Consider the following 17,152-nt stretch of genomic DNA (forward strand, 5'->3'; position numbering starts at 1 on the left):
CCGGCTGTGCGCCCGCTGTGCGGGGCGGCGGCGCCGCCTCGGGGAGGTCAGCGCTGATCCAGCGCGCCCGAAAGGTACTGCTCGCGGCAGGCCGTACGGCCGAGTTTGCCGCTGGTGGTGCGCGGGATCGCCCCGGCCGGTACGAATCGGATGTCGGAGGCGGCCAACCCGTGCACCCGGGTCAACTCCGCGCGGATCGCCGCGATCGCCGGTGCGGGATCCTTGCGGCCGGTGCCGGTGGCGCGCTCGGCGACGATCACCAGTCGGCTGACCGGTTCGGCCGCGACGGTGAACGCCACCGCGTAGCCACTGCGCACCATCGGTGAGGCCTGCGCCACCGTGGCCTCGACATCGTGCGGATAGTGGCTGCGACCGCCGATGTTCATCAAATCCGCCGTCCGGCCGGTCACATAAAGTTCGCCGTCGCGATAGAAGCCCAGATCGCCGGTGCGCAGCCAGTTCCCGTCGATCGGTGCACACTCGGCGTGACTGCCCTGGGCCAGCCGGCGTCGCAGGCGAGCGCCGAAGACCCTCCGGGTCTCATCAGTCCGGCCCCAATAGCCGGCGGTCACGTTGTCGCCATGCAGCCAGATCTCGCCGATGTGGCCGTCGGGCAATTCCTCGCCGGTTTCGCCGTCGACGATCACCGCCCACAGGCTGCGGGCCACCCGACCGCAGGACACCGCGGCCACCGCATCCGGGGCGTCGGGGGCCACCGGCACCGCCCAGCCCGCACCGAGTTGATCGCGGCCCAGGTGCAGCACACTCGCCTCGGCGTCGGGATCGATCGTCGCCACGAACAGGGTGGCCTCGGCGATTCCGTAGGACGGCTTGATCGCGGTGCGCGGCAACCCATACGGGGCGAACGCCTCGTTGAACGCCGTGATGGCCGGCATGCTGACCGGCTCGGATCCGATGATCATCACGACATTCGACAAGTCGATGTCGGCGCCCGGCGCGGGCAGGCCGCGCTGGGCGGTCAGTTCGTAGGCGAAGTTCGGTGCGGCGGTGACCACCCGGCCGCGCCGCGATGCGTCCGACAGGGCGTCGATCCAGCGGTTCGGCCGGCGGATGAACGCGGTCGGCGACATCAGCGTGGAGTGTCCCCCATAGACGGCGGGAAACCCGATCATCGACAGGCCCATGTCATGGTAGAGCGGTAACCAGCTGAGCCCGTGCGTGTTTCGGTCCAGCATGTCGATGGACAGGATCATCTGCAGTAAGTTGATTCCCACCGAACGGTGGGTCACCTGCACACCGATCGGCGGCCGGGTGGCACCCGAGGTGTACTGCAGGTGCGACACGGCGTCAACGTCGATTTCGACGGGCACGAATGCTTCGGCGACCGAGTCCGGGATCTCGTCGATGACGACTACACGCGGCTGCAAAGGCTGCGGCAGCTCCCGCAGAAAGTCTTCGACGATCTCGCGTACCGCCGCGGTGGTCAAGACGGCGGTCGGGCTGGAGTCACGCAGCGCGGTGTCGAGTCGCTCGGCGTGCCCAGGCAGTTCCGGGGCGAACAACGGCACCGCTATGGTGCCGCACTTGATCGCCGCATAAAACCCGGTGACGTAGTCGAGTCCCTGGGGCGCCAAGATCGCCACCCGGTCGCCCGGGGCGGTGACCTCTTGCAGTCGGGCGCCGATGGCCCGCAGTCGCCCGCCGAGTTGTGTCCAGGTCAGTTCGACCGCCCGGCCCTCGAACGGACCGGCGTAGTCGAGGTAGCGAAAGGCCACCGCATCGCCGACGTTGGCGATGTTGCGGTCGATCAGCGAGATCAAGGTGGTATCCGGCGGCAAGATGATGCCCCCGTCGGCGTCCAGGCACTCCTCGATCTGCACCAGGCCCGTCATGCCCCGCAGTCTAAGTGTCCGCGAAACCGCGGCCCGGAAGTATCCGTGGTGCGGCGTGGTTGCAGCTAGATGATGGGTTGAGCAGTCGCGGCCTGTCGCTTCCCGTCTTCTTCTGCCTTGACCGCAAAGGACGCCCACCACGATGGAGTTAGGCATACATTTCGTCGATTTTCAGCCCGGTGACCCGGCCTGGCTCGGACCGGTGCTGGCCGGAGCCGCCGCCGCAGCCGAAGATGCCGGCGCAGCGATGTTCACCATGCAGGACCACTTCTTTCAGATGGAACAACTCGGCCGCGCCCAGGATCCCTTCCTGGAGTGCTACACCGCACTGGGTTATGTCGCCGGTCGGACCCGCAGCATCCCACTCGGTGTGCTGGTGACCGGAGTCACCTACCGCCACCCCGGCGTGCTGGCCAAAACCGCTGCCACATTGGATGCTTTGTCGGGCGGCCGATTCATCTTCGGTCTCGGGACCGGCTGGTACGAGCGCGAACACGCCGGTCTCGGCGTGCCGCTTCCGCCACTGAGCGACCGCTTCGAGATGGTGGAAGAGACGCTGCAGATCTGCAAGCAGATGTGGAGTGCGAACGACGGGCCATACCTCGGCAAGCACTACCAGCTGGCCGAGACCATCTGCGAGCCGCGGCCGACCGCGCAGCCACCGGTGCTGATCGGCGGTGGCGGCGAGAAGAAGACACTGCGACTGGCCGCCCGCTATGCCGACGTGTGGAACCGCAACGGCACCGTGCTGCGACCCGACGACCTGAGCCGCAAAGTCGATGTGCTGCGACGTCATTGCGATGAAATCGGGCGCGACCCGGCTGAGATCCGCAAGACCGTCGGACTGTTCGACGACCCGTTCACCGATCTCGACGGCTATCTGCGGACCGTGGACTACTGCGCCGGCTTGGGTTTCGACCTCGTCCACACCGGACCGCTGCCGGGCAACCCCGACCCAATCGGCTTCGTGCGCCGACTCGGCGACGAGTTGGCACCCAGGTTGGCCCAGATCGGCTGATGCGCCGGCGGCTTCGCTACTCCGCGCTCCCGCCAGGCCGGGTGTTCGCCGCGCAGACAGCAGGCAGGATGAGCGTGTCGATGACGCTCCGGATGAACTTCGCGTCGACGCTTTGACCGTTGATGGCCCGCATCAGGCCCATTCCCGTCAAGGCGTCGGCGATCAGCGACCAGTCCCGATCGGGTGCGAGCTCGCCGCGCGCCACCGCCTGGTGCAGGATGGCCGTCACCGTGCGCCTGCCCTTGAGGATCATCAGGTCGTCGAGGGCTGCGGTGAGATGCTGATCGTGCATCGCCTCCATCGCCACCCGCAGTATCAGATCGTTGGGGATCCGCTCGCTGTCGTTGCGCGCCACACGTTCGACCAGCGCGTCGAAATCGCCGGTAAGGCTGCCGGTGTCCGGGGCATCATCGCCGATCAGGTCTGGCCGCCAGTACACCAGCGCATCGGTGATCAACGCGGCCTTCGACGACCAGCGGCGGTATATCGCTGCCTTGCCGACTCCGGCTCGGGTGGCGACGTCGTTCATATTCGTGCCGTTGTACCCGTTCTCCGTCAACGCGGCCAGCGCGGCATCGAGAATCGCGGAATCACGCGAGCGATCGAGCCGACCGTCGGTGCGTTGGCGCAGTTTCGATCTCGCGACTGCGCTATGGCCGGAACCGGCGACCGACAACTCCATCACCAGCTCTCCTGATCGGTTGGCGCCACTCACGCAGTTGTTGTCGGAATGGGCGCGGTGTCTTCTCCGCCGCGCGCCGGCCTCGGCTCGGGTCCGCTGCCGTCATGCCCGGTGATCTTAAAGGTGTTGAGCGGCCACCAGAACCAACGACCCAACGCCGCAGCAATCGATGGCGTCATGAACGCCCGCACCATCAACGTGTCGATGATCAGGCCGATACCGATGGTCGTACCGAGCTGGCCGACCACGCGCAGGTCGCTGACGATCATCGCCATCATGGTGAAGGCGAACACCAGGCCGGCCGCGGTGACGACGCGTCCGGTAGCCCCCACGCCTCGGATGATGCCCGTGTTGAGCCCGGCGTGTATCTCTTCTTTGAGTCGTGACACCAGCAGCAGGTTGTAGTCCGACCCCACTGCCAGCAGGATCACCATCGACAACGGGATCACGATCCATTGCACGCCCAGGCCCAGGATGTCCTGCCAGAGCAGCACCGATATTCCACACGCAATGCCCAGCGACGCAGCCACAGTGCCGACGATCACGACGGCGGCCACCACGCTGCGGGTGATGATCAGCATGATCGAGAAGATCAGGATCAGCGACGCGATGAGCACAATCATCAGGTCGATTACCACGCCGTCCTGCATGTCGGCGTACAACGATGCAGTACCGGCGATCGAGACCTTCGCGCTGGCCAGCGGGGTGCCCTTGAGCGCGTCCGCGACGACATCCTTGAGGTCGCGGACATGGGCGATTCCCTCCACCGAGGCCGGGTCACCCTGGTGGGTGATGATCATCCGGACCGACTTGTGATCCGGTGACATGAACATCTTGATGCCGCGCTTGAAGTCGGGATTGTCGAACACATCCGGCGGCAGATAGAAGAAGTCATCGCTCTTGGCCTGGTCGAAGTACAGCCCTATCTCGGTGGCGCCCTTGGCCAGTTCCTGTTGTTGGGCCTGGGTGCCGGCCATGGTGCTGTGGGTCGCGATCATCATGTCGTGCATCTTGTTCATCGAGTCGATGTTCTCCCGCAGCACCGGCAGCATCTGCGGCATCAACTCGTCCAAACGGTCGATGTCGATGGTGAGACTCTGGATCTGTTCGGCGAGTTGGTCGATGCCGTCCATGGTGTCGAAGATCGACCGCAGCGACCAGCAGATAGGGATGTCGTAGCAGTGCGGCTCCCAGTAGAAATAGTTGCGGAACACCCGGAAGAAATCATCGAAATCGGCGATGTGGTCGCGCAATTCAGCGGTTGTTGTCGACATCTGGTGCGTCTTGCCCGCCATGCTGTGCGTGGTTTCGCTGGTCTCCTTCATGATCGTGTACATGCGTTCCAGGCTGGCGGCGGTCTTGGCCATCTCGTCGGCCTGTTCGAGCAGCTGCGCGGCGTTGTCGTTGTTGAACTTCGCGGCCTGCAGGGTGCCGGCGTTCTGCGCGCCGAGCAGGAACGGGATGGAGCTGTGCTCGATCGGTGAGCCCAGTGGACGGGTGATGGTCTGCACCCGGTCGATGCCCCGCATGCGAAAGATGTTCTTGGCGACCTTTTCGATCACCAGCATGTCCGAAGGTGTGCGCAGGTCATGGTCGGTCTGCAACATCAGCAGTTCGGGGTTCATCCGGGCCTGGGAGAAATGCCGGTCCGCGACGGCCATTGCCAGGTTGGCGGGCATATCGGCGGGAGTGAATTTCTGGTCGTTGTACTGCGGCACATAGGTCAACAGGCTGACAAACCCCACGACGGCGACCGCGCCGGTCAGCAAGATGATCGGAATGGGCCAGCGAACCGTGCTGGTTCCGACCTTGCGCCAGTTGCGCGTCGAGAGATTCTGTCTGGGGTCGAGCAGTCCGAACTTCGATGCCACGGTGACCACCGCCGGCGCCAACGTCAGTGACGCGACGATGACCACCAGAATCGCGATCGCGCAGGGCGGGCCCATGGTCTGGAAGTAGGGCAGCGTCGTCATGCCGAGGCACATCAAGGCGCCCACAATGGTCAACCCGGACCCCAGGATGACGTGCGAGACGCCGCTGTAGGAAACATAGAACGCCTCTTCGCGATCAAGGCCCTTCGATCTCTCCTCGTGATATCGGCCGAGTAGAAAGATCAGGTAATCCGTTATCGCCGCAATGGACAACATCGTCACCATGCTCACCGCATACGGGGTCAGACCGATGATGTTCACGTTGCCGGCTGCGGCCGTAACACCCATCGCGGCAAACAGTCCCAGCCCGATGACGAACATCGACACCAGCATCGTCACCACCGAGCGGTAGATGGTCAGCAGCATCACGATGATGATGGCGACAGACACCAACTCCAGCCTCGACATGCTTTGATGCCCGGCCACGCTGGTGTCGGCGTTGAGGACCGTGTTGCCCGCAACGTGGGCTTTGATACCCGGTGGCGGGTCAACCGAGGCGACGATGTCACGTACGGCGGCCACCGACTCGTGGCTTTCGGTGGTGCCCTGCGAGCCGTCCAGGAAGATCTGCACGTAGGCGGACTTGCCGTCCACACTCTGTGAGCCCGCCGCGGTAAGCGGGTCACTCCAGAAGTCCTGAACGTTCTGCACGTGCTCGTGGTCGGCCTCGAGCTTGGCGACGATCTCGTCGTAGAACTTGTGCGCGGCATCGCCGAGATGGTCGTCGGACTCCAGCACGACCATCGCCGTGGAGTCCGAATCGTACTGCTGGAATACCTTGCCGATGTTCAGCATCGCCTCGTACGACGGTGCACCCGTGGGGCTGATCGGAACCGACCGGGTCGCTGCGACATTGCCCAGCGATGGGATCACCGTGCCCAGGACGACTGCGAGCAGCACCCAGATGAGGATGATCGGCACCGAGAAGATCCGGACCATCCGGCCTAAGAACGGGCGATGCGGCGTCGTGTCGGTGTCGCTCATACGCTTTTCACCAGGCAGTAGATGAACGGTTTGACGGTGTCGGTGCTGGCCCGGTCATCGCGCACCTTGTCGTCGACCGTCACTCGGCACCGCAGGTCACTGACATTGCGATCGCCTTGAGCGATGATGTTGGCCGACATCGACGGTAGCGTCGTCACGATCGTGAACGACCAAGGCAGCGAGGCATTTTCGATCAGGTTGGGTTGGCCGTTCTCGTCAAGGTAGTTGAGGTTCGCGGTCCCGCCCGTCCCGGTGACCTCGTAGGTGATGTGCTTCGGGTTGAAGTTCTCGGTAATCGCGGAGCCCTCCGCCAAGTTCGGGCCTTGGTGCCCCAGGGATTGGCGAATCCGGACAATCGCATACCCGCCCAGCGCCATGACGACCACCAGCAGCAGCGGAATCCAGAACCGCCTCAACACTCGATACACCCGGCGCGCGCCTCTCCCTCGTTCATCTGGCCCGGAAGCAGGACGGCCCGATTCAGGCGAGACGATGGACTCTCCCACCGACGCGGAACCCGGGTTCCGTCACTGCGACGGTCGTTACCGTACCGCATTTACCAGCAAGGTCCGCACTCCGCGCGCCGGCCGAATCTCCGGGCGCCGCTATCCGTTCACATGGACGCTTCGTGTAGCGCCAGGCTGACGAAGACGTAGCCCATGCAGATCAGCAGGTTCAGCGCGGCGAGCATCAGCCCGGCCACGATGAGCGCGTGAACCAGGCGCCGTCGGTTGCGCTGGGCCCGGGCCATCCGCTGTTCTCGTTGGATCGCGGTCGCGGCGAGCGCGAAGGTGTAGTCGATCGACTCCGCGGACGCCAGCGGCGCGCCGGCCGTCATCGCGCGCAGCCGGGCGGCCGGGATCTGCACCCCGACGCCGGCGAAGCGCCGGCTCATCCGCCGCGCGCCCCAGCGGCCGACCGGACGGCCCAGCGAAGCGCTGCGCTGCGGCGGCTGATCCCAGGGGGTGTCCCACCGGTGCGACCGGGCCGTCATAACTGATCACCATAGCCACGAAAGCGGCCGTATCCACCGGCTTCGCGCAAGTTCTGTGCGGTCGTCGCCGGCGTACGGAAGATGTATGGCAAAACTGCGCTATCGCTCAGCGGGCGGCGGCACAATACGTGGGAGTAACAAACTGAGCCGGGGCGAACAGGAGCGTAATTCCATGACGACCATCGAAACGAACGCGGCGGCGAGCGCACCGGTCCAACCAGACGTCGACGCCGATATCGTGGCGACACAGCAGTACTTCGACAGTCCGCGTTTCGAAGGCATCACCCGCCTCTACTCCGCCCGTCAGGTCGTCGAGCAGCGTGGCACCATCCCGGCGGACTATCCGGTGGCCCGGGAGGCGGCGGCCGCGTTCTACGTCCGGCTGCGTGAGCTGTTCGCCGCCAAGGAGAGCATCACCACGTTCGGGCCGTACTCGCCGGGCCAGGCGGTGGTGATGAAGCGGGTCGGCATCGAGGGCATCTACCTGGGCGGCTGGGCGACGTCGGCGAAGGGTTCCATCAGCGAAGACCCCGGCCCCGACCTGGCCAGCTACCCGCTGAGTCAGGTGCCCGACGAGGCGGCCGGGCTGGTGCGGGCGCTGCTCACCGCTGACCGGAACCAGTACTACCTGCGGTTGCGGATGACCGACGAGCAGCGCGCCGCCACCCCGGCCGTGGACTACCGGCCGTTCATCATCGCGGACGCCGACACCGGGCACGGCGGTGATCCGCACGTGCGCAACCTGATCCGGCGCTTCGTGGAAGCCGGTGTCCCCGGCTATCACATCGAGGATCAGCGGCCCGGCACCAAAAAGTGCGGGCACCAGGGCGGCAAGGTGCTGGTGCCCTCCGACGAACAGATCAAGCGCCTGAACACCGCCCGGTTCCAGTTGGACATGATGGGTGTCCCCGGCATCATCGTGGCGCGCACCGACGCCGAGGCGGCCAACCTGGTCGAGAGTCGCTCCGATGAACGCGACCAGCCGTTCATCCTGGGCACCACCAACCTGAAGATCCCTTCTTACAAGGCCTGTTTCCTGGCGATGACCCGACGTTTTCACTCCTCAGGCATCACCGAGATCAACGGCCATCTGCTCTACGCCCTGCCCGACGGCGAGTACGCCGACGCGGACGCCTGGCTGGAACGCCAGGGCATCACCGCGCTGATCACCGAGGCCGCGCAGGGCTGGCGCAGTGACGGACGGCAATCGGTGGACGCCGTCTTCGACGAGATCGAGTCGAAGTTCGTGGAGGCCTGGCAGAACGATGCCGGGCTGATGACGTTCGGTGACGCCGTCGCCGAGATGCTGGACTTCGCCGAACGCGAGGGCGAACCGAAGGAGATGACCGCAGCGCAGTGGCGGGAATTCGCCGCCACTGCACCGCTGTACACCGCGCGGGCCAAGGCCGCGGAGTTGAATGCCGACCCGGGCTGGGACTGCGATCGGGCGAAAACCTCCGAGGGCTACTTCCAGGTGCGCGGCGGTATCCCGTATGCCATCGCCAAGTCGCTGGCCGCCGCCCCGTTCGCCGACATTCTGTGGATGGAGACCAAGACCGCCGACCTGGCCGACGCCCGGGAATTCGCCGAGGCCATCCACGCGGTGTACCCCGACCAGATGCTGGCCTACAACCTGTCCCCCTCGTTCAACTGGGACACCACCGGTATGACCGACGACGAGATGCGGGCCTTCCCCGCCGAGATCGGCAAGCTGGGCTTCGTCTTCAACTTCATCACCTACGGCGGACACCAGGTCGACGGCGTGGCTTCCGAGGAGTTCGCGGCCACCCTGCTGCAGGACGGCATGCTGGCGCTGGCCCGCCTGCAGCGCAAAATGCGGCTCGTCGAGTCGCCCTACCGGACGCCGCAAACCCTGGTCGGCGGACCGCGCAGCGACGCCGCGCTGGCCGCGTCGTCCGGCCGCACCGCCACCACCAAGGCGATGGGCGCCGGCTCCACCCAGCATCAGCACCTGGTGCAGACCGAGGTGCCCAAGAAGCTGCTGGAGGACTGGCTGGCGTTGTGGAGCGAGCACTACCGACTCGGCGAGAAGCTGCGGGCGCAGCTACGCCCGACCCGTCCCGGATCCGATGTGCTGGAGCTCGGCATCTACGGCGACGGCGACGAGAAGCTCGCCAATGTGATCGTCGACCCGATCAAAGACCGGCATGGCCGCAGCATCCTGACGGTGCGCGACCAGAACACCTTCTCGGAGAAGCTGCGGCAGAAGCGCCTGATGGATCTGACCCACCTGTGGCTGATCCACCGGTTCAAAGCGGCTGCGGTGCATTACGTCACGCCCACCCAGGACAACCTGTACCAGACGGAGAAGATGCAGGAGCACGGCATCTTCAGCAGCGTCAATCAGGAGGTCGGCGAGATCATCGTGGCCGATGTGAACCAGCCACGCATCAACGAACTGTTGGCACCGGACCGGACGGCGTTGGGCAAGCTGATCAGCAAAGACGCCTAGGCTGCCGTGGCGCCATGTCAGCTGCGAGCGGTGGTACGGAAGCGGTCCCGGTAGGCCTTCGGTGACACACCGAATCGGTCGATGAACACCCGCCGGAGCGTCTCGGCGCTGCCGAAGCCCGCCCGGCCGGCGGAGACGGCGACGGAGTGTCCGGCGTCGAGTGCTGCTCGGGCAGCATCGATGCGGACCATTTCGACGTATCGGGCCGGGGTGGTCCCGAGTTCGGACTGGAATAGCCTCGTCAGATGCCGCCGGCTCAAGGCGGCCCGCAGGGCAAGGGAATTCACGCTGTGGTCAGCCGCCGGGTCCGCCGCGATCGCGTCGGTCACCGAGCGCAGCGCAGACTGCGGTGGCGGCCCCGCCTCGACCAACGCCGAGAATTGTGATTGACCGCCCGCCCGCTTGAGATAGACGACTAGCCACCGGGCCACCTCTCGCACCAACTCTGTGCCGTAATCCATTTCGACCAGGGCCAAAGCCAGATCGATACCCGCCGAGACCCCGGCGGAGGTAAAGACGTCACCATCGCGGATGAAGATCGCGTCCGGCTCCACGGTGACGTTCGGGAACGCCCGGGCAAACAATCGGGCTTCGTGCCAGTGCGTGGTGGCACGGCGTCCATCAAGCATTCCGGCCTGGGCGAGAACGAACGAACCCGTGCAGATCGACGCCAGACGCCGGGTCCGGTCCGCCACTGATCTGACGGCTTCAACGAGCCCGGGATCGATCGCGCGCCGGGGCAGGTGGTCACTGCCTGCGACCATGACGGTATCCGCCGATTCGATGGCGGCGATGCTGTCGGTGACGCCCAATCGGGCGCCGATCGAGGTCGTCACGTCGCGACCATCGACCGAAGCGAACCGCACCCGGTAGTCGGCACCGAATCGGTTGGCCTCCACGAAGACTTCCGCGGCCCCTGCGACATCGAGCATCGTCACGTCGTCGAAGACAACGATCACCACCAACCGTGGGCGCCTGACTTCTTCAACCACCCAGCCATTATGTCGTTCGGCAAACACCCACCCCTAGATCTCGTCGCAGCTGGGTGTCGCAATCTGTGGGAAATCGGGCACGATTGACCTCGCGGACAACCTCGGACGACGCGCAGACTGGCCATACCCGACACCGAGGAGGCGCGACCATGGCCGCCCAGTCGATCGAGACGATCGCCGACATCACCATTCCCGACACCACGCTCGCTCGCGAGATCACCGAGTTCGTCCGCGACACCGAAGACGACTTACTGTTCAACCATTCTCGGCGGGTTTTCCTGTTCGGCGCACTACAGGGGCGACGCCGCGGCCTGGACCCAGACCTGGAACTGCTCTACGCCGGAGCCATGTTCCACGATCTGGGTTTGACTCAGCGCTACCGCACTTCGTCAGTGCGTTTCGAGGTCGACGGCGCCAACGCAGCGCGAGACTTCCTGCTCGAACGCGGCGTCGAGGAAGCCGACGCCGGCAAGGTCTGGCTGGCTATCGCCTTGCACACCACCCCGGGAGTGCCCGAATTCCTCGACCCGGAGATTGCCTTGGTCACTGCCGGCGTCGAGACCGACGTGATCGGTATCGGACGCGACGACCTCTCCCCCGCGGACATCACCGCGGTCACGACGGCCCATCCGCGTCCGAACTTCAAGAAGCAGATCCTTGCCGCCTTCAACGAAGGTATGAAGCACCGTCCGCACACCACGTTCGGCACCATGAACGACGACGTCCTGAAGCACTTCGACCCTGACTTCGTGCCGGTCGACTTCGCCGACCTCATCCTCGACAATTCATGGCCCGAGTAGGTGTCGACATGCGATTGGTAGTGGGCATCACCGGAGCCACCGGGGCCGCGCTGGGCGTCCGGTTACTGGAAGCCCTCGGGCAGCTGGGCGTCGAAACGCACTTGTGCTCCGCCGACCGACCGACTGCCCGCAGAACTGGAAGCGCGGATCGCTGTCCGCTGGGACGATTACGCAATCGGCATCCCCTACCTCGATGCCCCAGGCCGCGAGATGCTGACGCTCGAGAAGCTGAGCAGACGAATGCCACATGTGTAGCCGCCGCCGGTGACCGTAGCGCCCGGCAACGGCGGCTAACCGCGGATCGCCGCTACCGTATCGGCCAGTGTTTCCCGCGGGTCGCGGAACACCACGCCGAGATCGCGTTCAGCCGGTGAATCGTCGGAGGCCGGCATCTGGGTGTAGTACTGCATGCCCGCCGCGGTGATCGGCGTGGTGATCGGCAGCACCCGCTCGGCCTGATCCAGCAGGCGCCCGGCCCAGCGCAACGCGACATCGGGCACCGGCACGGCGAGCATGCGCGAGTCCGAGACCGCACCGAGCATTCCGGCCAGTCGCTGCGGCGGTACCCGGTGACCGCCGGCCATATACCGGCGCGGGCCGCGGCCCGGCTCCAACAGTGCGACGTGCAATGCCGCCAGGTCACGGACGTCGACGATCAGCCATGCTGCGCTGCGGCCCGGAATCACCCGCATCTGCAAAGCGGCCCGCACGCCCTCCCCTGCCTCGCCGAACCGGTCGCCGACCGGTGGGCCGAGCACCATGCCGGGGTAGGTGATGTCCACCGGGGCGCCGGCGTCCTGCAGGCCGCGCACATAGCGTTCCTCGCGGGCTTTGGACCGGCCGTAGCCGTCGGATCCGCCCGCTACCGGCAGGTCGGCGTGCAGCGTGCGCAGGCCGGAGCGGAACAGCGCGGTGAAGCTCGAGACGTGGATGATCGGATCCAGGCCCAACTCGACCGCGCCGCCGAGCACGTTGTGGGCGCCGTCGGAATTGGTGGCCATCATCTGTTCGTTCTGGCGCGGGTCGGTGGCAACCAGCGCGGCCGCATGCACGACGGCATCGCAGCCGTCCAGTGCGCGCCGTACCGAGTCGGCGTCGGTGATGTCACCGACGACGTAGTCCGATACGTCCACACCGAGGCGTTCGACGCTGGTGTGCAAGCCCGCGGGTTTGCGAACCAGGAATCGCACGCGGTGCCCGGCGTCACTGATCGCTTTCGCCGTCCAGCCGCCCACGAATCCGGTTCCGCCGGTGATCAACACGCGCATCGCACTCATCCATCGATTGTGCAGTGCCGCGGGGGCGGCCGGGCTGTGTCAGGTCCGCTTGGGCAACTGGCCGGCGATCAGCGGCACGATCTTGTCGGCCATGTAGGCGTGTCCGGCATCGGTGGGATGCACGCCGTCGGGACCGATCAGCTCCGGCCGGCCGACGAACCAGCCTTCGGCGAGTGGGTCGACGAATTCAGCCCCGACGACGCGTGCCTCGGTGCTCAGGATGTCCCGGATCCGCCACACGTTGCCGGGCACGTCGACCGTGGGCCACGGCGGCCCGATCACCAGCATTCGGGCCGACGGTGTGATCCGGCGGGCCAGGCCCAGGGTGTCGGCAACCAAGCGGGTCAGTTGGCCCGGCTCGACATCCTGATCGTTGCGGGAGCCGAAGAACACCACCAGCGCGTCGTCGGGTTGCACCACCCGGGCGGTCAGATCCCCGAAAAGACCACCCTGGTTGCCGCGCACGGCGTAACCGGCGCCGCCCTCGGCCCCCACATCGGCCCTGACATAGGTACCGCGGCCGGCCAGAATCTGCCACGCCCGCTGGGTCCAGTTCGCCGCGCCGCGACCGGTGTCTTCGAACCCGGAGGTGTAGGAGTCGCCGATCACCGCGATTCGGTTCGGCGAGGCACTCAGCGGCACCGTCTCGTAGTGCCGCGCCGAATCGTGATCGCGGGCCAGATAGCCGGTGCCCACCACGATGGCGACGACGACCGTTCCCAGCGCGACGGCAAACGTCATCACCCGGCTCATGGCTCACCTCCCCGATCGGCAGCGCGCACGCCGGCCACGGTCGGCGCGTCAGGACACACTGACTGGAACCGCCGGTGCGGTGCGCTCATCGAGGATGTTATCGACCGGGTCGACGGCCAGCGGGTCGTCCTCCGGCGTCACTTGCGCCGATTCCGCCCGGGCACCGATCATCTTTCGCATCCAGCGACGACCCGGCTCCTCAACGCCGTGAAACAGCAGCACCGACAACAACGTCGCCGCTGCCAACACCCCGCACACCATCCATTTGGCCGCGGTCGCCCCCTCGTCCAACACGATCTCGAATTGTATTGCGGCCCAGTTCCACGCCGTGTGCACCAGCTCGTGGACCATGTACAGACAGAACGAGATCTGTCCCCCGTAGACCATCAGCCGAGTCGACAGCAGCACGGGCAGGCTGCCGGTTCCGACCGCCAGCGCCATCACCAGCGGCACGAACAGCACGTCGACCAGCCCGCCACTGTCGTGGAGCCCGGAGATCGGATGTGCATCGAAGTAGTACAGGACGCCGACGGTCGCGGCGAGGAGCAGCGCGGAGCAGTATCCCGCGGCGCCGCGGGCCCGATCACTGGGCGCTAGCTTGCGTACCGAAGCGCAGGCCAGCGCGCCCGCGGTGAACTGCATGACGATGCGTGGCAACCAGCTCCACGGGGTGTAGAACTGGCCGGTCGCCAGCAACAGCAGCAGCGGCGGCAGCGAGGCGATGATCGCCAGCGCGGCCAGGCCACGCGCCGACGTCGCCCGCATCACCCGGTAGACCACCAGAACCAACACACCGAACAGCAGGTAGGCCAGCCATTCGGCACTGATGGACCAGGCCGGCCCGTCCCAGCTCGACCCGTCGAAGAACGGCTCGAACCACAGCTGCACCAGCAGCACCTGACGCACGTAGCTGGTCGCGGTCAGCCGGCTGAGGTCTTCGGTCGGCACGTGGCCGACGTGCAGGGTGAAGATCACCCACAGCAGCGCCAGGTGCAGCGTGACCAGGTAGATGGGCCAGACCCGGGCCAGCCGCAGCCACAGGAAGTGCACCGTGGCCCGCAGTGAGAACGCCTCCCCCATCCGTTCCAGGTAGTTCCAGGTCAGCACGAATCCGCTGAGGATGAAGAACAGGTCGACGCCCTGGGCTCCGCGGTCGAGCACCGGGGCGAGCGCATCGCTGAAGGCCGGCGACGCCAGTTGCAGCAACGGACGGAAGTGAAACAGCACCACCCACACCGCGGCGATGATGCGAAGCCCGGTGAGGGCTTTGATCTCTCCGCTGCGCACAACACTCTTTCGCCGGTGGGCTCTGCCGTCTTGATGCCTCTGTCGCGGGGACAGCGTAGCGACCGGGTCGCCCCGACCGCGAGCGACCACGCCCGGTGATACTTGAGCGATGCCAGCGGAGTATCGGGTAGGTCGCGGGATCGCCGACATCACCGGCGAGCCGGCCGAATGCGGGATGCTCGGGTACGGGGTGGCCTCCCAGCAGACTTCCGGCCTGCACAACCGGCTGCGCGCCCGGGCTTTCGTGTTCGCCGGCCCGGGCCCGACCCGACTGCTCCTGGTCGTCTGCGAATTGCCGCTGCTGTTGGAAAGCGTGCACCGCGAGGTACTCGGGCGGCTGGCTGCCGGCTACGGGGAGCTGTACTCGTTTCACAACGTGATGCTGACCGCGACGCACACCCATTGCGGCCCCGGAGGGTATGCCGACCACTGGCTCTACAACTCCAACACCGGCGGGTTTCGGCCGCAGACGTTCGCCGCGATCGTCGACGGCATCTGCGAGGCCATCGAGCGCGCGCATGCCGATCTCGCCCCCGCCACCTTGAGCCTTGCCGTCGGCCGCTTGCACGACGCCAGCAGTAACCGCTCACCGTCGGCGTTCGCCCGCAACCCGGAAGCCGAGCGTGCCCACTTCCCCGACGCAATCGACCCGCAGACCACGCTGTTGCGCATCGAACGCGGCGGCCGGCTGGTCGGGGCGGTGAACTGGTTCGCCACCCACGGCACTTCCATGACCAATCGCAACACCTTGATCAGCGGCGACAACAAGGGCTATGCCGCCTACCAGTTGGAGCGTCTCGATCGCGGTGTCGACTACCTGGCGTCCGAACCGCCGGATTTCATCGCGGCATTCGCGCAGACCAACACCGGGGACATGTCGCCGAACCTCAACCACCGTCCCGGCAGTGGCCCCACCGAGGACGAGTTCGAGAACACCCGGATCATCGGGGCACGGCAGGCCGCCGCGGCCGCCGACCTGACGACCGGGCACGGCACCGAGGTCACCGGGGGCCTCGACGCGCTGGCCACCTACGTCGACCTGTCGGATTTCGAGGTCCGGCCCGAATTCACCGGCAACGACCGAACCCATCGCACTGGCCCCGCGTTGGCCGGCGCGGCCGCGCTGGCCGGTACCGATGAGGGCCCAGGCCCGCTGCACACACTGGTCAGGCAGGGCCGCAACCGCATCGTCGACGCGCTGGTCAGCCAGATCGTCTACCGGCTCGCACCGCGGCTGCGTGACGCACACGCGCCCAAGGCGGCGGTGGGCCCGGGCTTCCGGCTGAACAAGATGGTGCCGCTGATGGCCGAGGGCGGCCCGGTCCAGCTGCTGCGCATCGGGCAGCTGTATCTGCTCGGCATCCCCGCCGAAGTGACCATCGTCGCCGGGCTGCGGTTACGCCGCACCGTGGCCGCCATCGTCGGCGCCGAACTGCGTGACGTGCTGGTGGCCGGCTACAGCAACGGCTACCTGCACTACGTCACCACACCGGAGGAGTACGAAGAGCAACGCTACGAGGGCGGCAGCACGATGTTCGGGCGCTGGGAGCTGCCGGCCTTTCAGCAGGTGGCGGCCGGGCTGGCCACCGCGATGCGCGAACGGCGGCCGGCACCGGACGGCAACGCCCCCGCCGAACCGCCCCGCAAGCGGCGGTCACGCCGCCGGGCCGACCCGGATAAGCCGGCCGCCGGCCACCGGTTCGGGGACGTCCTGCAACCGCCGGGGCCCCGCTACCATCCGGGGTCCACCGTGGCGGCGGTGTTCGCCGGCGCCTACCCGAACAACGACCTGCACCGCGGCGGCACCTACCTGCGGGTTGAGCGTGAATTCGACGGTTCCGGGGGTGGCTGGAGCACCGTGGCCGACGACGGTGACTGGTCGACGACGTTTCGTTGGCGGCGGGCCGGCCGGCGCGGGTCGACCATCGCCGTGACCTGGACGGTGCCGGCGGACACCGCCGCCGGGCGCTATCGACTCCGCTATGACGGCGACGCCCGGGGGCGCGACGGACGGATCACCGCGTTCACCGGGGTGACCGAGCCGTTCGATATCTCACCAAAGCGTTAATCGGCCGCCCAAGCTGCCTTAACTTCACCGCATAACGTCG

Annotated in this window: 13 protein-coding genes; 4 read left to right on the forward strand and 9 right to left on the reverse strand. The window is 66.5% G+C overall.

The genetic code is table 11. From position 1 onward, the window contains the following. Nucleotides 1–47 precede the first annotated feature (47 nt). The gene (locus ACZYY4_RS10245) at nt 48–1,853 is read right to left on the reverse strand and encodes a fatty acyl-AMP ligase (protein WP_463809858.1); all 1,806 of its coding nucleotides are present in this window, start codon (nt 1,851–1,853) and stop codon (nt 48–50) included. A gap of 142 nt (nt 1,854–1,995) precedes the next feature. Between ACZYY4_RS10245 and ACZYY4_RS10250 the strand changes: the two genes are divergently transcribed. Continuing rightward, complete coding sequence (locus tag ACZYY4_RS10250; protein ID WP_463809859.1) at nt 1,996–2,871, forward strand: LLM class F420-dependent oxidoreductase; 876 nt, start codon at nt 1,996–1,998, stop codon at nt 2,869–2,871. 16 nt (nt 2,872–2,887) lie between these two features. Here ACZYY4_RS10250 and ACZYY4_RS10255 read toward each other — a convergent pair whose 3' ends face one another. The 4 genes from ACZYY4_RS10255 to ACZYY4_RS10270 form a co-directional block, all read right to left on the reverse strand. After that, nucleotides 2,888–3,553: a TetR/AcrR family transcriptional regulator gene (locus tag ACZYY4_RS10255; RefSeq protein ID WP_463809860.1), complete on the reverse strand. Its 666-nt coding sequence runs from the start codon at nt 3,551–3,553 to the stop codon at nt 2,888–2,890. 29 nt (nt 3,554–3,582) lie between these two features. Next, nucleotides 3,583–6,468, reverse strand: a complete 2,886-nt coding sequence (locus tag ACZYY4_RS10260) for an MMPL/RND family transporter (RefSeq protein WP_463809861.1) — start codon at nt 6,466–6,468, stop codon at nt 3,583–3,585. Continuing rightward, nucleotides 6,465–6,887, reverse strand: a complete 423-nt coding sequence (locus ACZYY4_RS10265) for an MmpS family transport accessory protein (RefSeq protein WP_463809862.1) — start codon at nt 6,885–6,887, stop codon at nt 6,465–6,467. Before ACZYY4_RS10265 ends, ACZYY4_RS10260 begins: the two co-directional genes overlap by 4 nt. A 194-nt stretch (nt 6,888–7,081) precedes the next feature. Further along, nucleotides 7,082–7,462, reverse strand: a complete 381-nt coding sequence (locus tag ACZYY4_RS10270; RefSeq protein WP_463809864.1) for a hypothetical protein — start codon at nt 7,460–7,462, stop codon at nt 7,082–7,084. A gap of 172 nt (nt 7,463–7,634) precedes the next feature. On the opposite strand from ACZYY4_RS10270, the gene aceA reads away from it, so the two are divergent. After that, on the forward strand, nt 7,635–9,935 hold the full coding sequence (gene aceA / locus ACZYY4_RS10275; RefSeq protein ID WP_463809865.1) for an isocitrate lyase ICL2: 2,301 nt from the start codon (nt 7,635–7,637) through the stop codon (nt 9,933–9,935). 17 nt (nt 9,936–9,952) lie between these two features. Here aceA and ACZYY4_RS10280 read toward each other — a convergent pair whose 3' ends face one another. After that, nucleotides 9,953–10,927: a GlxA family transcriptional regulator gene (locus tag ACZYY4_RS10280; RefSeq protein ID WP_463809866.1), complete on the reverse strand. Its 975-nt coding sequence runs from the start codon at nt 10,925–10,927 to the stop codon at nt 9,953–9,955. 149 nt (nt 10,928–11,076) lie between these two features. Between ACZYY4_RS10280 and ACZYY4_RS10285 the strand changes: the two genes are divergently transcribed. Further along, nucleotides 11,077–11,727: an HD domain-containing protein gene (locus ACZYY4_RS10285; protein WP_463809867.1), complete on the forward strand. Its 651-nt coding sequence runs from the start codon at nt 11,077–11,079 to the stop codon at nt 11,725–11,727. Between the two features lie 290 nt (nt 11,728–12,017). Here the strand turns inward: ACZYY4_RS10285 and ACZYY4_RS10290 are convergent, their stop codons facing one another. The 3 genes from ACZYY4_RS10290 to ACZYY4_RS10300 are packed head-to-tail and all read right to left on the reverse strand — an operon-like array spanning nt 12,018 to nt 15,044. Continuing rightward, complete coding sequence (locus ACZYY4_RS10290) at nt 12,018–12,995, reverse strand: NAD-dependent epimerase/dehydratase family protein (RefSeq protein ID WP_463809986.1); 978 nt, start codon at nt 12,993–12,995, stop codon at nt 12,018–12,020. A 48-nt stretch (nt 12,996–13,043) separates the two neighbouring features. Then, on the reverse strand, nt 13,044–13,757 hold the full coding sequence (locus tag ACZYY4_RS10295) for an Rv0518 family GDSL lipase (protein ID WP_463809868.1): 714 nt from the start codon (nt 13,755–13,757) through the stop codon (nt 13,044–13,046). A 48-nt stretch (nt 13,758–13,805) separates the two neighbouring features. After that, a complete protein-coding gene (locus tag ACZYY4_RS10300) occupies nt 13,806–15,044 on the reverse strand; it encodes an acyltransferase family protein (RefSeq protein ID WP_463809869.1) in 1,239 nt (412 codons plus the stop codon). Between the two features lie 109 nt (nt 15,045–15,153). Between ACZYY4_RS10300 and ACZYY4_RS10305 the strand changes: the two genes are divergently transcribed. Then, nucleotides 15,154–17,112 (forward strand): neutral/alkaline non-lysosomal ceramidase N-terminal domain-containing protein, encoded by a 1,959-nt coding sequence (locus tag ACZYY4_RS10305; protein WP_463809870.1) that lies wholly within the window; start codon nt 15,154–15,156, stop codon nt 17,110–17,112. Nucleotides 17,113–17,152 lie beyond the last annotated feature (40 nt).

This window comes from Mycobacterium sp. IDUB_21 (assembly GCF_055419425.1).